Here is a 16,211-nt window from a genome sequence, read left to right as displayed (position 1 = left end):
GCCCGGCCGTTGGGCGCGCGATACCGGCCGCCAATGGTGAAACGGGCGGCAAACGGGAAACCGCTCGCCGCCCGCCGGTCATGCGATCAACGCACCGGCGCCAACTGCGCCATCGCTGCGCGCATGAAACCCAGCAGCGTGTCGTCGGTCCACGAGTCCTTCGTCAGCGCTGGCTCGTTCATCAACGCCTGACGGAATTTCGCGTGCGTGGCCGGATCGTCGCCCGCGTAGCTGCGGAACAGCTCGAGCCAGCGCTGCGCGAGCGCGCGGCCTTGCGGCGAATCGGGCGGCGTGCCCGCATCGATCGCGTCGCGCACGTCGGCCATCAGTTGCGGCCATTCCATCGCGCGTTCGGCGTAGTGCGCCCGCATGAAGCGGATCTCGTCCGGCGTGAGGTACTTCTCGAAGAGCCGCATCTTCGTTTCCGATGATGCGCGCAGCACATAGTCGCGCAACGCGGTCGAGATGCCGAACTTCGACTGCATCGACGGCTCCTGCTCGTGCATCAGGTTCAGTTTCGCGAGCAGCCGCGGATCGTTGTTCGTGTCGCGTACCAGCAGCGCCATCCAGCGCGCGGCGAGCGCACGGACGCGCTCGTCCTCGGCGGGCACGCCCGCCTCGTGCAGCGCACGAACTTGCGCGACGAGCGCGATCCATTCCGCGTCGCCGGCCTGGCTCTTCTGGTACATCGGCAGGCGCGCGAGTTCTTCCTCGGAGAAATATTTGTCGTACACGGTCATCAACTCCAGTGTGGTGAGCCAATCGGCCAGTTCCGGCTCGGTGCCCGCCGCGAGCTGCGCATGCAGGCTCGCGAGCCGCTCGCGCAGCTGCGCGGTTTGCGCGAGCTGGCGGTCGAGCGACGCGATCTGCTTCGCGACGAGATCGACGAGCGGGGTGCCGGGCTGGTTCAGGTAGTCGCCGATTTCGGCGAGCGACAGTCCGAAGCGACGCAGGGCCTGGATCTGGTGGAGCCGGGCGATGTCGTCGCGGTCGTACAGCCGGTAGCCGTTGTCGGCGCGCGCCGAAGGCGTCAGCAGGCCGATGGCGTGATAGTGATGAAGCGTGCGGACGGTCAGCCCGCTGCGTTTCGCCAGTTCTCCCACTTTCAGCCGCATTCGTTCCTCCGTTCGGTGCGCACACTGGAGTCTCGAACGTTACGCTACGTGAGGGTCAAGCGGAAGATCGGCGATCGGACGCGCGTGGCGGGTAGCCGCACGCGCGTCCGATCCGAGGGGGCCGGTTATTGCGCCGAAGGCGCGGCGGCGCGTGCTTCCTTGCCGGTCGCAGTGTCACCGGCGGCGTTGCCGGCCTTGTCGGACGGCGCGTCCTTGCCGGCCGGCGGCGTGCCCATCGCCTGGTAAAGCCGCGCGGTATCCGCGAGCCGCGCACCGGTCGCGCGAATCTCGTCGAGCCGCGCATTGCGGTACTGCAATTCGCTCGCGCGCGCGGCCGACGGCGGCAGCGCGCCGAGCCGCACGCGGGCGGCCGCGTCGTCGTATGCGCCCCGTGCGGACAGCGCGGCGCGCGACGACGCGTCGAGCGCTTGCGCGTCATGCTCGAGCGCCGCGAGCGAATCGGCGACGTTCTGGAACGCGCCGAGCACCGCCTGCTTGTACTGGTCGACCGCGGCCTCGTAAGTCGCCTTCGCCGCGCGGCGCTGCGCGAGCAGCGCGCCGCCGTGAAAGATCGGCTGGCTCAGCGACGCGCCGACGTTCCAGATCGCGCCGGCGCCCGACAGCATCGTTGGCCAGCTGAAGCCGCCTTTGCCCATCGCCGCCGACAGCGACAGTTGCGGGAACATCTGCGCGGTCGCGAGGCCCACGTCGGCGGCGGCGGCCTTCAGCCCCGCATCGGCGGCCTGGATGTCCGGGCGGCTTTGCAGCAGGTCCGACGGCACGACGACGGGCACCTGTTCGGGCAGGTGCAGGTCGGCGAGCGCGAGATCGGCCGGCGGCCGGTCGGGCGTACGGCCGACCAGCACCGCGAGCGCATGGCGCGCCGAGTCGCGCTGCTGGCGCAACGCGGGCAGGCTCGCCGAGAACGTGTCGGCGCTTTGCCGGGCATTGAGCGCGTCGCTGCGCGATGCCGAACCGAGCGCGTAACGGCGCTCGGCGTCGTGCGCCTGGTCGTTCGCGAGCGCGACGAGCCGCTCGGTGGTCTCGATCTGCGCATTGAGCACCGACACGGTGATCGACGCGGTGACGATGTTCGCGGCCAGCGCACGCCGCGCGGATTCGAGCTGGAACGCGCTGACGTCGACGCGTTTCGCGAGCGCGCGGTTCCCGAAGCGCGACACGCCGAACAGGTCGACCGTGTAGCTCGCCTGCAGTTGCCCGACGAACGTGTCGTACAGCAGCGTCGGCGCGCCGAGCGCGGGAATCGGCACGCCGAGCGCGCGCTGGCGCGCGGCCTGGCCGACCGCGTCGATCGACGGCAGCATCGAGCTGCCGATCTGCCCGCGCAACTGTTCGCGCGCGGCATCGAGCGAATGCGACGCCGCGCTCAGCGTCGGGCTGTTGCGCAGCCCTTCGTCGACGAGCGCGTTCAGCGCATCGGAACGGTACTGTTTCCACCAGTCCGGCACCGGCTGTGCGCCGACCTCGAACTGCTGCGCGACGCCTTGCGCGGACACGGTCTGCTCGACCTGCGGCGCGGCGCCGTAGTGCGCGGGCGACGGCATCGCGGGCGGCTCGCCGCTCGGCGCGAACCATGCGCAGCCCGCGAGCGGGCCGGCGAGGCTCGCCGCCGCGAGCGCCCGAACGGTTTTCGTTTTCAGGGTCATCGATCGATTCATGGTCAGGTTCCCGACGGCGCGGCAGACGTGGCGCCTGGCGGCGGGCCGTCCCGAGGGTCGCGTTCGTCGCGCTTCACGCGGAACCACGTCGCGTACAGCGCAGGCAGGTAGAACAGCGTCAGCACGGTGGCGCTCGTGATGCCGCCCATCAGCGCGGTCGCCATCGGCCCGAAGAAATTCGAGCGCAACAGCGGGATCAGCGCGAGCACGGCGGCCGCGGCCGTCAGCGTGATCGGGCGGAAGCGCCGCACGGTCGCGCCGATGATCGCGTCGACGCGGCCGTGGCCGACCGCGATGTCCTGCTCGATCTGGTCGACCAGGATCACCGAGTTGCGCATGATGATCCCGAACATCGCGATCACGCCGAGCATCGCGACGAAGCCGAACGGCTGGCCGAACAGCAGCAGCGTCGCGGCCACGCCGATCAGCCCGAGCGGCGCGGTCAGCACGACCATCAGCACGCGCGAGAAGCTTTGCAGCTGGATCATCAGCAGCGTGAATACGGCGATCGCCATCAGCGGCATCTGCGCGTTGATCGATGCCTGCGCCTTCGCGCTTTCCTCGACCGAGCCGCCGATGTTGATCTGGTAGCCGACCGGCAACTGCGCGCGCAGCGCGTTCAGCTTCGCGTCGACCGCGTGCGTGACGTCGATGCCCTGTGCGCCGGCGCGCACGTCGGATTGCACGGTGATGGTCGGCTGGCGGTCGCGCTCCCACACGACGCCGTATTCGAGCGTCGGCGTGAAGCGGCCGAGCGAGCCGAGCGGCACGGGGCCGTTCGGCGTCGGCAGCGCGAGGCCCGCGAGCTTCGCCGGATCGACGCGGTCGGCGCGCGGCGCGCGCAGGTCGACGGCGATCAGCTTGTCGCGCTCGCGATACTGCGTGACGGTCGTGCCGGACAGCGTCATCGCGAGGAAGCTCGACACGTCCTGCGACGTGACGTTCAGCTCGCGCGCCTTCTTCTGGTCGAGCTCGAAGCGCACCGAGCGCTCGGCCGGCTCGTCCCAGTCGAACTGCACGTTGACCGTGCGCGCGTCGCCGCGCATCGTCGCCGCGACCTTCTCGGCGATCGAGCGGACCGTCGCGATGCTGTCGCCGCTCACGCGGAACTGCACCGGATAGCCGACCGGCGGGCCGTTCTCGAGCCGCGACAGCCGCCAGCGCACGGCCGGGAACTTGTCGCGCAGCGTGGTTTCGAGCCAGGCCGCGAGCTTCTCGCGATCCTCGACCGATTTCGCGGTGATCACGAACTGCGCGAAGTTCGGCAGTTGCAACTGCTGATCGAGCGGCAGGTAGAAGCGCGGCGCGCCGCTGCCGACGAAGTTCACCGCATGGTCGATCTCGGGACGCTTGTCGATCACCTTCTCGAGGCGCTCGGTCTCGCGCAGCGTCGCCGCGAACGACGCACCTTCGGGCAGCCGCAGGTCGACCAGCAGCTCGGGCCGGTCGGAGCTCGGGAAGAACTGTTGCGGCACGAGCGTGAAGCCCATCAGCGCGACGACGAACAGCGCGCCCGTGATCAGCAGCACGACGAAGCGCCGCTCGATGCACCAGTCGATCCAGCCGCGCAGCCGCCGGTAGAAGCGGGTGTCGTAGATGTCGTGCTCGTGATCGTCGGGCAGGTGCGCCTCGTGCGCGTGCCGCTTGCGCTCGGGCAGCATGTGATAGCCCAGCAGCGGGATCAGCACGACGGCCGCGAACCACGACGCGATCAGCGCGATCGCCGACACCTCGAAGATCGAGCGCGTGTATTCGCCGGTGCTCGATTTCGCGAGCGCGATCGGCAGGAAGCCCGATACCGTGACGAGCGTGCCCGTCAGCATCGGGAACGCGGTGCTGGTGTACGCGAAGGCGGCGGCGCGCGCGCGGCTGTAGCCCTGTTCGAGCTTCACGGCCATCATCTCGACCGCGATGATCGCGTCGTCGACGAGCAGCCCGAGCGCGAGCACGAGCGTGCCGAGCGACACCTTGTGCAGCCCGATGTCGAACAGGTACATGAAGAGGGCGGTGACCGCGAGCACGACCGGAATCGAGATCACGACGACCATCCCGGTGCGCAGCCCGAGCGACACGAGGCTCACGACCAGCACGATCGCGACCGCTTCGGCGACGGCTTCGAGGAAGTCGTCGACCGAGTGCGAGACCGCGTGCGGCATGCTCGATACTTCGGTCAGCTTCAGGCCGGCCGGCAGTTGCGCCTGCAGATCCTTCGATTCGGCGTCGAGCGCCTTGCCGAGCCGGATCACGTCGCCGCCCGGCTGCATCGTCACGCCGATGCCGAGCACCGCATGGCCGTTCGCGCGCATCTGCGTAACCTGGGGATCGTCGTAGCCGCGCCTGACCGTCGCGAGATCGCCGAGCCGGAACGTGCGGCCGTTGATGCGGATCAGCGTGTCGGCGATCGCGGCGACGTTGTCGAACTGGCCGCTGGGCCGCACGAACACGCGATCGTCGGCGGTCGTCAGCACGCCGGCCGACGAGATGTCGTTCTGCGCGTTGATCGCCTGCCCGAGCTGCTGCGGCGAGATGCCGAGGCGCGTGAGCTGCGCGTTGTTGACCTCGATGAAGATCCGCTGGTCGGGGTCGCCGAAATAGTCGACCTTGCCGACGCCCGGCACGCGCAGCAGCACGGTGCGCAACTGGTCCGCGTAGTCGTGCAGTTGCGCGGGCGTGAAGCCGTCGCCCTCGAGCGTCCAGATGTTGGTGTAGACGTCGCCGAATTCGTCGTTGAAGAACGGACCCTGCACGCCGGGCGGCAGCGTATAGCCGATGTCGCCCACCTTCTTGCGGATCTGGTACCAGGTCTCGGGCACGTCCTTCACGGGCGCCGAATCCTTCATCGTGAAGAAGATCAGCGATTCGCCCGGGCGCGAATAGCTGCGCAGGAAGTCGATGGCCGGCGTTTCCTGCAGCTTGCGGCCGATCCGGTCGGTCACCTGTTCCTGCACCTGCCGCGCGCTCGCGCCGGGCCAGAAGGTACGGATCACCATCACGCGGAACGTGAACGGCGGGTCTTCGGATTGCGCGAGCCGCGTGTACGCGAGGATGCCCGCGAGCGTCGCGAGCGCGATCAGGTAGACGACCAGCGCCTGGTGGCGCAGCGCCCAGGCGGACAGGTTGAAGCGGCCTTCTTCGTGGGAGACGCTCACGATGCGAAGTCCTCCGGATGCAGCGGCGCGATCGCGCGCACCTTCTCGCCCGCGCTGACCGTATGCACGCCCTGCAGCACGACGCGCTCGCCCGGCTGCAGCCCGCGCGACACGGTGACGGTGCGCTCGTTGAAGCGCGCGACGTCGACGCGGCGCAACTCGAGCGTGTCGTCCTTGGTGCGCACGACCCACACGGCCGGCTGCGCGCCGTCGTGGAACAGCGCGGTGGCGGGCAGCGTGATCGGCTGCGCGTCGCCGGCAACCGGCGCGCCGGCGAACGCGACGTCCGCGGTCATCCCGAGCCGGATCGCGGGATCGGGCGTGCCGAGCGTGAGCTTCACGCGCCAGGTGCGGCTTTGCGGATCGGCGGCCGGCGCGATTTCGCGCACCTTCGCGGCGAACTGACGCCCCGGCAGCGACGGCAGCGTGACGGTGGCCGCATGACCGGGCGCGAGCGACGCGAGCGCGGCCTCGGGCACGTCGCTCACCACGTCGACGTCGCCCGACCACGCGAGCTGGTAGACCGGCTGGCCGGCCGACACGTTCTGGCCGGTGTCGGCCTGTTCGGCGGTGATGGTGCCCGCGTGATCGGCGACGAGCGTCGCGTAGCGGAGCTGGTTCTTCGCGAGCGCGAGCTGCTGCTGCGCCTGGTCGCGCTGCGCGAGCGCCGACGTGTAGCTGTTCTGGGTCTGTTCGAGCTGCGCGGTCGCGATCAGGTTTTCGCGGGCCTGCGCGCGATCGCGGTCGAGCTGCTGCTTCGCGAACGCGAGGCTGTGCGTCGCGGCATCGAGTTGCGCCTGCGCACTCGCGGCGTTCTTCTCGACGTCGGACGGATCGAGCAGCGCGACGACCTGGCCGACCTTCACCGTATCGCCGAGCCGCACCCGGCGCTCGATGATCTTGCCGGCGATGCGGAACGACAGCGGGGTGGCATAGCGCGGCTGGATGTCGCCGGGCAGCGTGCGCGCGGCCGCGGCGGTGTCGGCCCGTGCGGGCAGCGCGACGACGGGGCGCGGGGCGGGCGGCGCGGATTCTTTCGGATGACAGGCGGCAAGGACGAGCGCGGCGCCGATCAGCAGCGCGGCGCGGGAACCGGAGCGATTCACGAAACCCCCAGGTGAGGTGGAGCGGAACGAAGCCGGCAAGCGCGACGGGCGCTTGCCCCAAAACGGCGCCGGCATCGGCGCACGCGGACAGACGGACAACATTGTCAGAAACTGTGGCGGATTCTAATACACACCTGTATCCGAATGCAAAGATGAATCTGAAAGGGAAAGGATGCTAGACTGCGCGCCATGAAACCACAGCGCTTAACTCGAGAGCAGAGCCGGGACCAGACGCGCGAACGTCTGCTGAAAGCCGCGCATCGCATTTTTCTGAAGAAGGGCTATGTGGCCGCGAGCGTCGAGGACATCGCGGCGGCGGCCGGCTATACGCGCGGCGCGTTCTATTCGAATTTCCGCAGCAAGTCCGACTTGCTGCTGGAGTTGCTGGAGCGCGATCACGAGGAGGTGCGGGCCGACTTCGAGGCGATTTTCGAAGGCGGCGGCACGCGCGAGCAGATGGAATCGATGGCGCTCGCGTATTACCGGACGCTGTTTCGCGACGACGAATATTCGCTGCTGTGGGGCGAGGCGAAGCTGCAGGCCGCGCGCGACGCGAAGTTCCGCGTGCGCTTCAACCAGTTCCTGCACGGCAAGCGCGTGCAGATGGCCGAATTCATCGAGCGCTTCGCCGAGCGCTCGGGCACGCCGCTGCTGCTGCCGGCCGACACGCTCGCGTTCGGGCTGATGTGCCTGTGCGACGGCGTGCAGTCGTACTACACGGCCGATCCGCAGCACGTGTCGGCCGACGTGGCCGAAGCGGCGCTCGCGGGGTTCTTCGCGCGGGTCGTGCTGGGGCGCGCGCCGGACTGACCGGCGCGGGCGGTGCGGCGGCGCGCGTCAGCGCTCGCCGGTCATCCGCCGGTACGCATCGAGCAGCGACGTCTTGTAGACGACGCCCGCGAGCGTCGGCTCGGCTTCGCTCTCGATCACCGGCAGGCGCTCTCCCTGGAACGCCATGAAGCGTTCGAGCGCGGTCGCGAGCGGCATGTCGGGCGTGAGCAGCGGAAACGGCGTATGTGCGTAGTGCGCGGCCGTCTTGTCGGTCGTGTCGCGCTTGTCGAGCAGGTCCGACGTGATGTCCTTCAGCGCGACCGCGCCGCGAAAGCGCCCGGCGTCGTCGGTCACGTACAGGTACTTCACCGGATATTCGAGAAACACGCGCGTCATGTCGGCGACGCTCGCGGTGAGCGGCACGACCGTCTGCGCGGGCTGGATCAGCGCGCGCATCTGCGTGGTGCGCAGCCGCTGCCGCTCCTGCGCGTCCTGGTAGTGATGCTGCGTGATGTCGTACATCGACGTCGTGCCCGTCGCGCGCGCGACGAAATACGCGAACACGCACGACACCAGCAGCGGCAGCACGACCTGATAGCTCAGCGTCATCTCGAAGATCATCAGGATCGCCATCAGCGGCGCCTGCGTGGCGCCCGCCATGAATGCGCCCATCCCCACGATCGCGTACGCGAAATAGGCCGACGTATGGCCGGGCCACAGCGCGTCCATCGCGAGCCCGAACAGCGAGCCGAACACGGCGCCGACGAACAGCGTCGGCGTGAACACGCCGCCGATCGCGCCCGAGCCGGCCGTCGCGGCGGTCGCGATCACCTTGAACACGAGTACCGCGACGAGCGCCTGCCAGGTCCACGGTGAATGGAGGATGTGGTTCACGACGCTGTAGCCGTTGCCCCACACGTCCGGAATCCATACCGAGATCACGCCGACGACGAGGCCGCCGAGCGCGAGCCGCACGGGCAGCGGCACCGGCAGCCGCTTGAACTGCGTCTTCGACGCGTCGAGCAGATGCAGGAACTGCGGCGCGAGCACGCCGCACAGCGCGCCGAGCACGACGAACGGCAGCACCTCGGCGCCCGTCACGGCCGGAAACACCGGCATCTCGTACGGCGGCCGGTAGCCGGCGAATTCGCGCATCACGATGTTCGCGACGACCGATGCGACGACCATCGGCCCGAAGCTCTCCATCGCGATCGTGCCGAGCACGATCTCCGACACGAAAAAGGCGCCGGCGATCGGCGCGTTGTACGCGGACGTGATGCCGGCCGCCGCCCCGCACGCGACCAGCAGGCGCAGGCGCGGCGGGTCGAAGTGCGCGAAGCGGCCGACGAGCGACGCGGCGAGCGCCGCGAGCTGCACCATCGGGCCTTCGCGGCCGATCGAGCCGCCGCTGCCGATCGTCAGCAGCGACGACACGCTGCGCCACAGGCTCTGGCGCACGGGCACGACGCCGTTGCCGAGCGCGACCGATTCCATGTAGTCGGTCTTGGCCGCCTCCTTGTCGCCGCGCGTCGCGAAGAGCAGCACGCAGCCGGCGAGGAAGCCGCCCGCGGCCGGCATCCAGAATCGCACGTACCACGGCAGGCTCCTGGCCATCTGCACGAAGCTGCCGCTGTGCCCCGAGATCAGGCGCTGCATCAGATCGATGCCTTCGCGGAACGCGATCGTCGCGAAGGCGCCGCCGACGCCGACGATGGCCGACCAGATCAGCATCGTATGGGCGTCCGACAGGCGGAGCAGCGTTCGGGCGCGAGTGCGCAGCTTCAGCAGGAACGAGAGCACGGCTGAAAGGGGGCGATGGAAAACGACGCGAAGCATAGCACCGCGCCGCGCCCGCGGGACTCTCCCGTCGGGCGCGGCGCGCGAACCGTCGCGGACGTGCGGCTCAGCCAAGCCAGTGCTGCACGGCCCAGGTGACGCCGTAGCCGCCGACGATCAGCCACACGTACAGGATCAGGCCGGTCATCAGCGCTCGCGGGCCGGCCGCGCGGATCTGCGCGACGCGCGTCTCGATGCCGAGTGCGGTCATGGCCATCGTCAGCGCGAAGGTATCGAGCACGTTCAGCGTATGCGTGACGTCCGCCGGCAGCACGTTCAGCGAGTTGACGATCACGAAGCCGAGGAAGCCGAGCGCGAACCAGGGCACCGCCACCTTGCGCCTGCCTTGCGTGCCGCCGGCCGCGTCATGCGCCGAGCGCGCGGACCGGGCGAGCCACCAGCCGAGCGCGAGCAGCACCGGCACGAGCAGCATCACGCGCGTCATCTTGACGATCGTCGCGACGCGCACGACCTCCGGGCTGATGTCGCTCGCCGCGCCGACCACCTGCGCGACTTCGTGGATCGTGCCGCCGAAGAACAGGCCGAGGCCCGCCGGATCGAGGTTCAGCAGACCGGCGTGATAGGCGAGCGGATACAGGAACATCGACAGCGTCCCGAACAGCACGACGCTGCCCACGGCCATCGCGCTCTGGTGCGGCTTCGACTGCAGCGTCGACTCGAACGCGAGCACGGCGGCCGCGCCGCAGATCGCGCTGCCGGCGGCGGTCAGCAGCGCGGCGTCGCGGTCGAGCTTCATCAGCTTCATGCCGACCCAGGTGCCGATCGCGAGCGTGCTGACGACGACCAGCACCGATACCGTGAGGCCCGGCAGCCCGACCTGCGCGATTTCCTGCAGGCTCACGCGCAGGCCGAAGAACGCGACCGCGATGCGCAGCAGCTTGCGCGCGGAGAAATTGACGCCGGCCGCCCAACTGGCCGGCATGCCGTCGCGCAACGCGTTGCCGTACAGCGCGCCGGCGACGATGCCGACGATCAGCGGCGACAGGCCGAGCCCCGCGATCGCGGGGAGCTCGGACAGGCTCGTGACGGCGGCGGCGAACAGCGCGACGAACAGCACGCCGTTCAACTGGCCGCGCATCGACGGCGCGGCATGGCTGAGAGGGGGAGTCGGAGCAGTGGACATGGGAGCACCGTGATGGAGCGTGTGGCGATGGTGTAATCCTAATTTCGTTATATCGATATGAAAAATTGTGATTTGTGACGTAAACTATCCGGAAAGCCGATAATTCATCGCCATGACCCCGGATCAACTGATAACGTTCGCCGCCGTCGCCGAGCATCTGAACATCAGCCGCGCCGCCGTGGCGCTGCATCTGTCGCAGCCTGCCGTGTCGGGCCAGTTGCGGCTGCTGCAGGACGAGTTCGGCGAGCCGCTGTACCAGCGCGACGGCCGCGGCATCCGCCTGACGCCGGTCGGCGAACAGCTCGCGCAGTACGCGAACGCGCAGCGCGACACGTTCGCGCAGGCGCGTGCGTTTCGCGACGCGGTGCGCGGGCTGGAAGCCGGCACGCTGCGCATCGGCGCGAGCACGACGCCCGCGAGCTACCTGCTGCCGTACCTGATCGCGGCGTTCCAGCCGCGCGCGCCGCGCGTGGCGATCCAGACGATGAGCGGCAATACGGCCGACGTGGTCGCGGCGCTGCCGTCGCTCGACATCGCGCTGATCGAAGGGCCGCCCGGCGAGGCGCTGCCGCCGGGTACGGCCGTGCACGCGTGGCACGAGGACGAGATCGTCGCGATCGTGCCGGCCGGCCATCCGCTCGCGGCGCCTGGCCACGACGCGGGCGTGACGCTCGATGCGCTCGCCGCGCATCCGCTCGTGCTGCGCGAGGCGGGCTCCGCGGTGCGGCAGCTCGTCGAGCGCGCGTTCGCGCACGGCGGCGCGCCGATGCGCGTCGCGTTCGAGATCGCCGGGGTCGAGGCCGTGAAGGAAGCCGTGCGCGCGGGAATGGGCGTCGGGTTCGTGTCCGCGATGTCGCTGCGTCACGAGGATGCGGCGCTCGTGCCGCGCTCGCTGGCGCCCGCGCCGCTCACGCGGCATTTCTCCATTCTCGTGCCGCACGGCGGCGCGCCGTCGCGAATCGCCGCGCAATTCCTCGAAATGAGCCTCGCGCAGGGCCTCGCATAGACGCTCGACGCTGCGCCGGGAACAGGTGTTGCATGCGTTCGGACGCGTATTCGTGTGACCAGCGGGCCTTAGGGATTTCCTCTATGGCGTGGGTCTGAAGCGAAGCGCACCATCCGTCTCAAGCAAATGGAACCGGTTCCATTCCGGTTGAAAAAGGGCAACATGGCAGACATCGTGATCGTGGCGAGCGCATTCGGGATGGACCGGGTGCGCCAGGAGGGCCACAGTGCATTCATCGCGACCGTGGCGGCATCCGGTGCGACCGGGTTCGAGGTGCGGCGCGAACTGTTCGCGTCGGACGACGACACGGCGCCCGGCGCGCTGGCCGCGCTCGGCGCGCAGATCGCCGGCCACGGACTGTGGTCGGTCTATTCGACCCCGGACTCGCTGTATACGGAAACGGGCGCGCTCGATGCCGACGCTTTGCGCGACGCGCTCGCGCAAGCCGATGCGCTCGGCGCGCGCTTCGTGAAATTGCAGCTCGGCGGCTTCGCGGGCGACGCGCACGCGGCCGAGATCGTCGCGCTGTCGGGCGGCGCGCGGGCTCGCGTGGTGGTGGAAAACGGCCAGCTCGAGGTCGGCGGCGCGTTCGCGCAGTTCCGCGCGCTGTTCGATGCGCTGGCCGATGCCGGCATGCGCGAGGCGCTCGGCATGACGTTCGACATCGGCAACTGGCTGTGGCGCGGCGAAGCGCCGCTCGACTGCGCACAGGTGCTCGCGCCGCACGTGGAATACATTCATTGCAAGACCATCGAAGGCGAGGGCGCGCGTCGTTTCGCCGTCGCGCCGGCGCCGGACGATGCGCTCGTGACCGGCGTGCTCGCGGCGCTGCCGCGGCATGCGCCCCGCGGCATCGAGTTCCCGTTCGACGCGGCCGACCTGGCCGGCGATGCCTGCCGGCGTGTCGCGTGGCTCGCGACCGCGTGACGGCAGCAGGATCCTGAGGAGTTCAGTCATGAAAGCAGCACTCGATGTCGTGACCTACGGCGAAGCGATGGCGATGTTCGTCGCGACGGAGCCCGGTCACCTCGCGCACGCCGGGCAATTCGCGAAGCGGATCGCCGGCGCCGATCTGAATGTCGCGATCGGCCTGTCGCGGCTCGGCTTCCGGGTCGGCTGGATGAGCCGGGTCGGTAGCGATTCGTTCGGCCGCTACGTGCTCGACACGCTGGCACGCGAGGGCATCGACGCGTCGTGCGTGACCGTCGACCCGCGTTACCCGACCGGTTTCCAGCTGAAGTCGCGCAACGACGACGGCAGCGACCCGACCGTCGAATATTTCCGCAAGGGTTCGGCCGCGAGCCACCTGTCGTGCGACGACTACGTGGCCGACTACGTGCTCGGCGCGCGCCATCTGCACCTGACGGGCGTCGCGCCGGCGATCTCGGCGACGTCGTGCGAACTGGCATTCCGGCTCGCACGCGAGATGCGGGCGGCCGGCAAGACGATCTCGTTCGATCCGAACCTGCGCCCGACGCTGTGGCCGTCCGCCGACGTGATGGCGAAGACGCTGAATGCGCTCGCGACGCTCGCCGACTGGGTGCTGCCGGGCCTCGCCGAAGGGCGGCAGCTCACCGGGCACGACACGCCGGCCGACATCGCGGGCTTCTATCTCGCGCAGGGCGCGCGCGGCGTCGTGATCAAGCTCGGCGAGCAGGGCGCGTATTTCCGCACGGCCGACGGCCGCGAAGGCATCGTTGCCGGCGAGCGCGTTGAAAAGGTCGTCGATACGGTGGGCGCCGGCGACGGCTTCGCGGTCGGCGTGGTCAGCGCGCTGCTCGAAGGCCGCAGCGTCGAGCAGGCGGTCGCGCGCGGCAACCGGATCGGTGCGCTCGCGATCCAGGTGATCGGCGACTCGGAAGGGTTGCCGACCCGCGACGCGCTCGACCGGCTCGAAAATGTCAGCAATGACGCCGATCGCTTAGAGGAAACCATCACCGCGCAATGAGAGGCCGGACACGGCACAATCCGCGGATCCATTTCGTGCGCGACGCACAGCAGTTTTGTTCGAGGCCGGGCAGGCGCCAGCGCGTCCACTCCGGTCCATATACGGAGACACTCACATGGCAGCCAATCTCGCAGCCCGCCGGTGGTGGACGATCATGCCGATCGTCTTCATCACGTACAGCCTCGCCTACCTCGATCGCGCGAACTACGGGTTCGCGGCGGCGGCCGGCATCAACCAGGATCTCGGGATCAGCAAGGGCCTGTCGTCGCTGATCGGTGCGCTGTTCTTCCTCGGCTACTTCTTTTTCCAGATCCCCGGCGCAATCTATGCGGAACGCCGCAGCGTGAAGAAGCTCGTGTTCGCGAGCCTCGTGCTGTGGGGCGGCTGCGCGGCCCTGACCGGCGTGGTCAGCAACATCCCGTCGCTGATGGCGATCCGCTTCGTGCTCGGCGTCGTCGAGGCGGCCGTGATGCCGGCGATGCTGATCTACATCAGCAACTGGTTCACGAAGAACGAGCGCTCGCGCGCGAACACGTTCCTGATCCTCGGCAACCCGGTCACGGTGCTGTGGATGTCGATCGTGTCGGGTTATCTCGTGCATGAATTCGGCTGGCGCCACATGTTCATCGCCGAAGGCATCCCGGCCGTCATCTGGGCCGTGTGCTGGTGGTGCCTCGTGCAGGACAAGCCGGCCGATTCGCCGTGGCTCAACGCACAGGAAAAGCGCGACCTCGACGCCGCGCTCGCGGCCGAGCAGGCGGCGATCAAGCCGGTGCGCAACTATGGCGAGGCGTTCCGCTCGCCGGCCGTGATCAAGCTGTGCGCGCAGTATTTCTGCTGGAGCATCGGCGTGTACGGCTTCGTGCTGTGGCTGCCGTCGATCGTGAAGAACGGTTCCGATCTCGGGATGGTCGCGACCGGCTGGCTGTCCGCGCTGCCGTACCTCGCGGCGACGATCGCGATGCTCGCCGCGTCGTGGGCGTCCGACAAGGTCGGCTCGCGTCGCGGCTTCGTGTGGCCGTTCCTGCTGGTCGGCGCGGCCGCGTTCGCCGCGTCGTACGCGCTCGGCTCGTCGCATTTCTGGATCTCGTATGCGCTGCTGGTCGTCGCGGGCGCCGCGATGTATGCGCCGTACGGCCCGTTCTTCGCGATCGTGCCGGAACTGCTGCCGAAGAACGTCGCGGGCGGCGCGATGGCGCTGATCAACAGCATGGGCGCGCTCGGCTCGTTCGTCGGCTCGTACTTCGTCGGCTACCTGAACGGCGCGACCGGGTCGCCCGTCGCGTCGTACGCGTTCATGAGCGCCGCGCTCGTCGCCGCGGTGATCCTCACGCTGTCCGTCAAACCCCAGGCGCGCGATGCGCATCCGCTCGCCGCGCCGCTGCAAGGAAAATGAAACGATGAAGCCCCGTATCGTCGCGTACAAGCCGCTGCCCGATGACGTTCTCGCGTACCTGCGCGAGCATGCGGACGTCGTGCACGCCGACGGCGCCGACGCGCTCGCCGCCGCGCTCGGCGACGCCGACGGCGCGATCGGCGCGAGCCTGAAGATCACGCCGCAGATGCTCGACCGTGCGCCGCGGCTGAAGGCGTGGTCGACGATCTCGGTCGGCTACGACAACTTCGACGTCGCCGATTTCACGCGGCGCGGCATCGTGCTCGCGCATACGCCCGACGTGCTGACCGAGTCGACGGCCGATACGGTGTTTTCGCTGATTCTGGCCTCCGCACGGCGCGTGGTCGAGCTCGCCGAGTGGGTGAAAGCCGGCCATTGGCATCGCAGCATCGGCCCCGACCTGTACGGCACCGACGTGCAGGGCAAGACGCTCGGCATCGTCGGGCTCGGGCGCATCGGCGGCGCGGTCGCGCGCCGCGCGGCGCTCGGCTTCCGGATGCAGGTGCTGTACGCGAACCGGTCCGCGCATGCCGAGGCCGAGACGCAGTACGGCGCCCGGCGCGTGACGCTCGACGAGTTGCTCGCGCAGTCGGATTTCGTGTGTCTGCAAGTGCCGCTGTCGCCCGACACGCGCCATCTGATCGGCGCGCCCGAGTTCGCGAAGATGAAGCGCGGCGCGATCCTGATCAACGCGTCGCGCGGGCCGGTGGTCGACGAGGCCGCGCTGATCGACGCGCTGCGTGCGGGGACGATCCGCGGCGCGGGGCTCGACGTGTTCGAGAAGGAGCCGCTGCCGGCCGATTCGCCGCTGCTGCGGATGAAGAACGTGGTCGCGCTGCCGCATATCGGCTCGGCGACGCACGAGACGCGCCATGCGATGGCGCGCTGCGCGGCGGAAAACCTGGTCGGCGCGCTGGCCGGCACGCTGCGCGCGAATCTCGTCAACCCGGATGCGCTGGCGCACGCCTGAGCCGCCTGCGATAACCGCCCTGCGCGGTTAGAGTCGATGGTCTTGGTGCCCGAGGGCTGGCTGCGTTATGATCGCCCGCGCTCGTCGCATC

12 protein-coding genes are annotated in these 16,211 nt (G+C 69.3%); 6 read left to right on the top strand and 6 right to left on the bottom strand.

The features are described 5' to 3' along the window. Positions 1–86 precede the first annotated feature (86 nt). The 4 genes from CFB52_RS08940 to CFB52_RS08925 all read right to left on the bottom strand — a co-directional run bounded on the left by CFB52_RS08940 (position 87) and on the right by CFB52_RS08925 (position 7,049). Positions 87–1,115 carry a MerR family transcriptional regulator gene (locus CFB52_RS08940; RefSeq protein ID WP_099316435.1) on the bottom strand — a complete coding sequence of 343 codons (1,029 nt, stop codon included), beginning with the start codon at positions 1,113–1,115 and terminating at the stop codon, positions 87–89. 125 nt (positions 1,116–1,240) lie between these two features. After that, entirely contained in the window at positions 1,241–2,794 is a 1,554-nt protein-coding gene (locus CFB52_RS08935; protein WP_099316434.1) for an efflux transporter outer membrane subunit, read from the bottom strand. Positions 2,795–2,796: 2 nt separating this feature from the next. Further along, positions 2,797–5,943 (bottom strand): efflux RND transporter permease subunit, encoded by a 3,147-nt coding sequence (locus tag CFB52_RS08930; RefSeq protein WP_059583449.1) that lies wholly within the window; start codon positions 5,941–5,943, stop codon positions 2,797–2,799. Beyond that, entirely contained in the window at positions 5,940–7,049 is a 1,110-nt protein-coding gene (locus CFB52_RS08925; protein ID WP_059583447.1) for an efflux RND transporter periplasmic adaptor subunit, read from the bottom strand. Before CFB52_RS08925 ends, CFB52_RS08930 begins: the two co-directional genes overlap by 4 nt. Positions 7,050–7,238: 189 nt before the next feature. On the opposite strand from CFB52_RS08925, the gene CFB52_RS08920 reads away from it, so the two are divergent. Next, complete coding sequence (locus tag CFB52_RS08920) at positions 7,239–7,859, top strand: TetR/AcrR family transcriptional regulator (RefSeq protein ID WP_059583446.1); 621 nt, start codon at positions 7,239–7,241, stop codon at positions 7,857–7,859. A gap of 27 nt (positions 7,860–7,886) precedes the next feature. Here the strand turns inward: CFB52_RS08920 and CFB52_RS08915 are convergent, their stop codons facing one another. Continuing rightward, positions 7,887–9,620 carry a ClcB-like voltage-gated chloride channel protein gene (locus tag CFB52_RS08915; protein WP_196493644.1) on the bottom strand — a complete coding sequence of 578 codons (1,734 nt, stop codon included), beginning with the start codon at positions 9,618–9,620 and terminating at the stop codon, positions 7,887–7,889. 103 nt (positions 9,621–9,723) lie between these two features. Then, positions 9,724–10,800 carry a YeiH family protein gene (locus CFB52_RS08905; protein ID WP_060318675.1) on the bottom strand — a complete coding sequence of 359 codons (1,077 nt, stop codon included), beginning with the start codon at positions 10,798–10,800 and terminating at the stop codon, positions 9,724–9,726. Positions 10,801–10,912: 112 nt separating this feature from the next. Here CFB52_RS08905 and CFB52_RS08900 point away from each other — a divergent pair, with 112 nt between their 5' ends. From CFB52_RS08900 to CFB52_RS08880, 5 genes are all read left to right on the top strand, one after another. After that, the gene (locus CFB52_RS08900) at positions 10,913–11,806 is read left to right on the top strand and encodes a LysR family transcriptional regulator (protein ID WP_099316433.1); all 894 of its coding nucleotides are present in this window, start codon (positions 10,913–10,915) and stop codon (positions 11,804–11,806) included. A 162-nt stretch (positions 11,807–11,968) separates the two neighbouring features. Beyond that, complete coding sequence (locus CFB52_RS08895; RefSeq protein ID WP_099316432.1) at positions 11,969–12,733, top strand: TIM barrel protein; 765 nt, start codon at positions 11,969–11,971, stop codon at positions 12,731–12,733. A 28-nt stretch (positions 12,734–12,761) separates the two neighbouring features. Continuing rightward, the gene (locus CFB52_RS08890; protein ID WP_059645878.1) at positions 12,762–13,754 is read left to right on the top strand and encodes a sugar kinase; all 993 of its coding nucleotides are present in this window, start codon (positions 12,762–12,764) and stop codon (positions 13,752–13,754) included. Positions 13,755–13,869: 115 nt separating this feature from the next. Then, the gene (locus CFB52_RS08885) at positions 13,870–15,150 is read left to right on the top strand and encodes an MFS transporter (protein ID WP_059583435.1); all 1,281 of its coding nucleotides are present in this window, start codon (positions 13,870–13,872) and stop codon (positions 15,148–15,150) included. Positions 15,151–15,154: 4 nt separating this feature from the next. Then, entirely contained in the window at positions 15,155–16,120 is a 966-nt protein-coding gene (locus CFB52_RS08880; protein ID WP_059583521.1) for an NAD(P)-dependent oxidoreductase, read from the top strand. Positions 16,121–16,211 lie beyond the last annotated feature (91 nt).

Source organism: Burkholderia sp. AU18528 (assembly GCF_002223215.2).
Taxonomy (GTDB): domain Bacteria; phylum Pseudomonadota; class Gammaproteobacteria; order Burkholderiales; family Burkholderiaceae; genus Burkholderia; species Burkholderia semiarida.
The sequence above is the reverse complement of the archived record's forward strand: the minus strand, read 5'-3'. Positions and strand labels throughout refer to the sequence as shown.

Bases quoted from the DNA above. Each gene is read 5' to 3' on its own strand.
- CFB52_RS08940 (WP_099316435.1), bottom strand. From the start codon at position 1,115: ATGCGGCTGAAAGTGGGAGAACTGGCGAAACGCAGCGGGCTGACCGTC.
- CFB52_RS08935 (WP_099316434.1), bottom strand. From the start codon at position 2,794: ATGAATCGATCGATGACCCTGAAAACGAAAACCGTTCGGGCGCTCGCG.
- CFB52_RS08920 (WP_059583446.1), top strand. From the start codon at position 7,239: ATGAAACCACAGCGCTTAACTCGAGAGCAGAGCCGGGACCAGACGCGC.
- CFB52_RS08905 (WP_060318675.1), bottom strand. From the start codon at position 10,800: ATGTCCACTGCTCCGACTCCCCCTCTCAGCCATGCCGCGCCGTCGATG.
- CFB52_RS08900 (WP_099316433.1), top strand. From the start codon at position 10,913: ATGACCCCGGATCAACTGATAACGTTCGCCGCCGTCGCCGAGCATCTG.
- CFB52_RS08895 (WP_099316432.1), top strand. From the start codon at position 11,969: ATGGCAGACATCGTGATCGTGGCGAGCGCATTCGGGATGGACCGGGTG.
- CFB52_RS08890 (WP_059645878.1), top strand. From the start codon at position 12,762: ATGAAAGCAGCACTCGATGTCGTGACCTACGGCGAAGCGATGGCGATG.
- CFB52_RS08885 (WP_059583435.1), top strand. From the start codon at position 13,870: ATGGCAGCCAATCTCGCAGCCCGCCGGTGGTGGACGATCATGCCGATC.
- CFB52_RS08880 (WP_059583521.1), top strand. From the start codon at position 15,155: ATGAAGCCCCGTATCGTCGCGTACAAGCCGCTGCCCGATGACGTTCTC.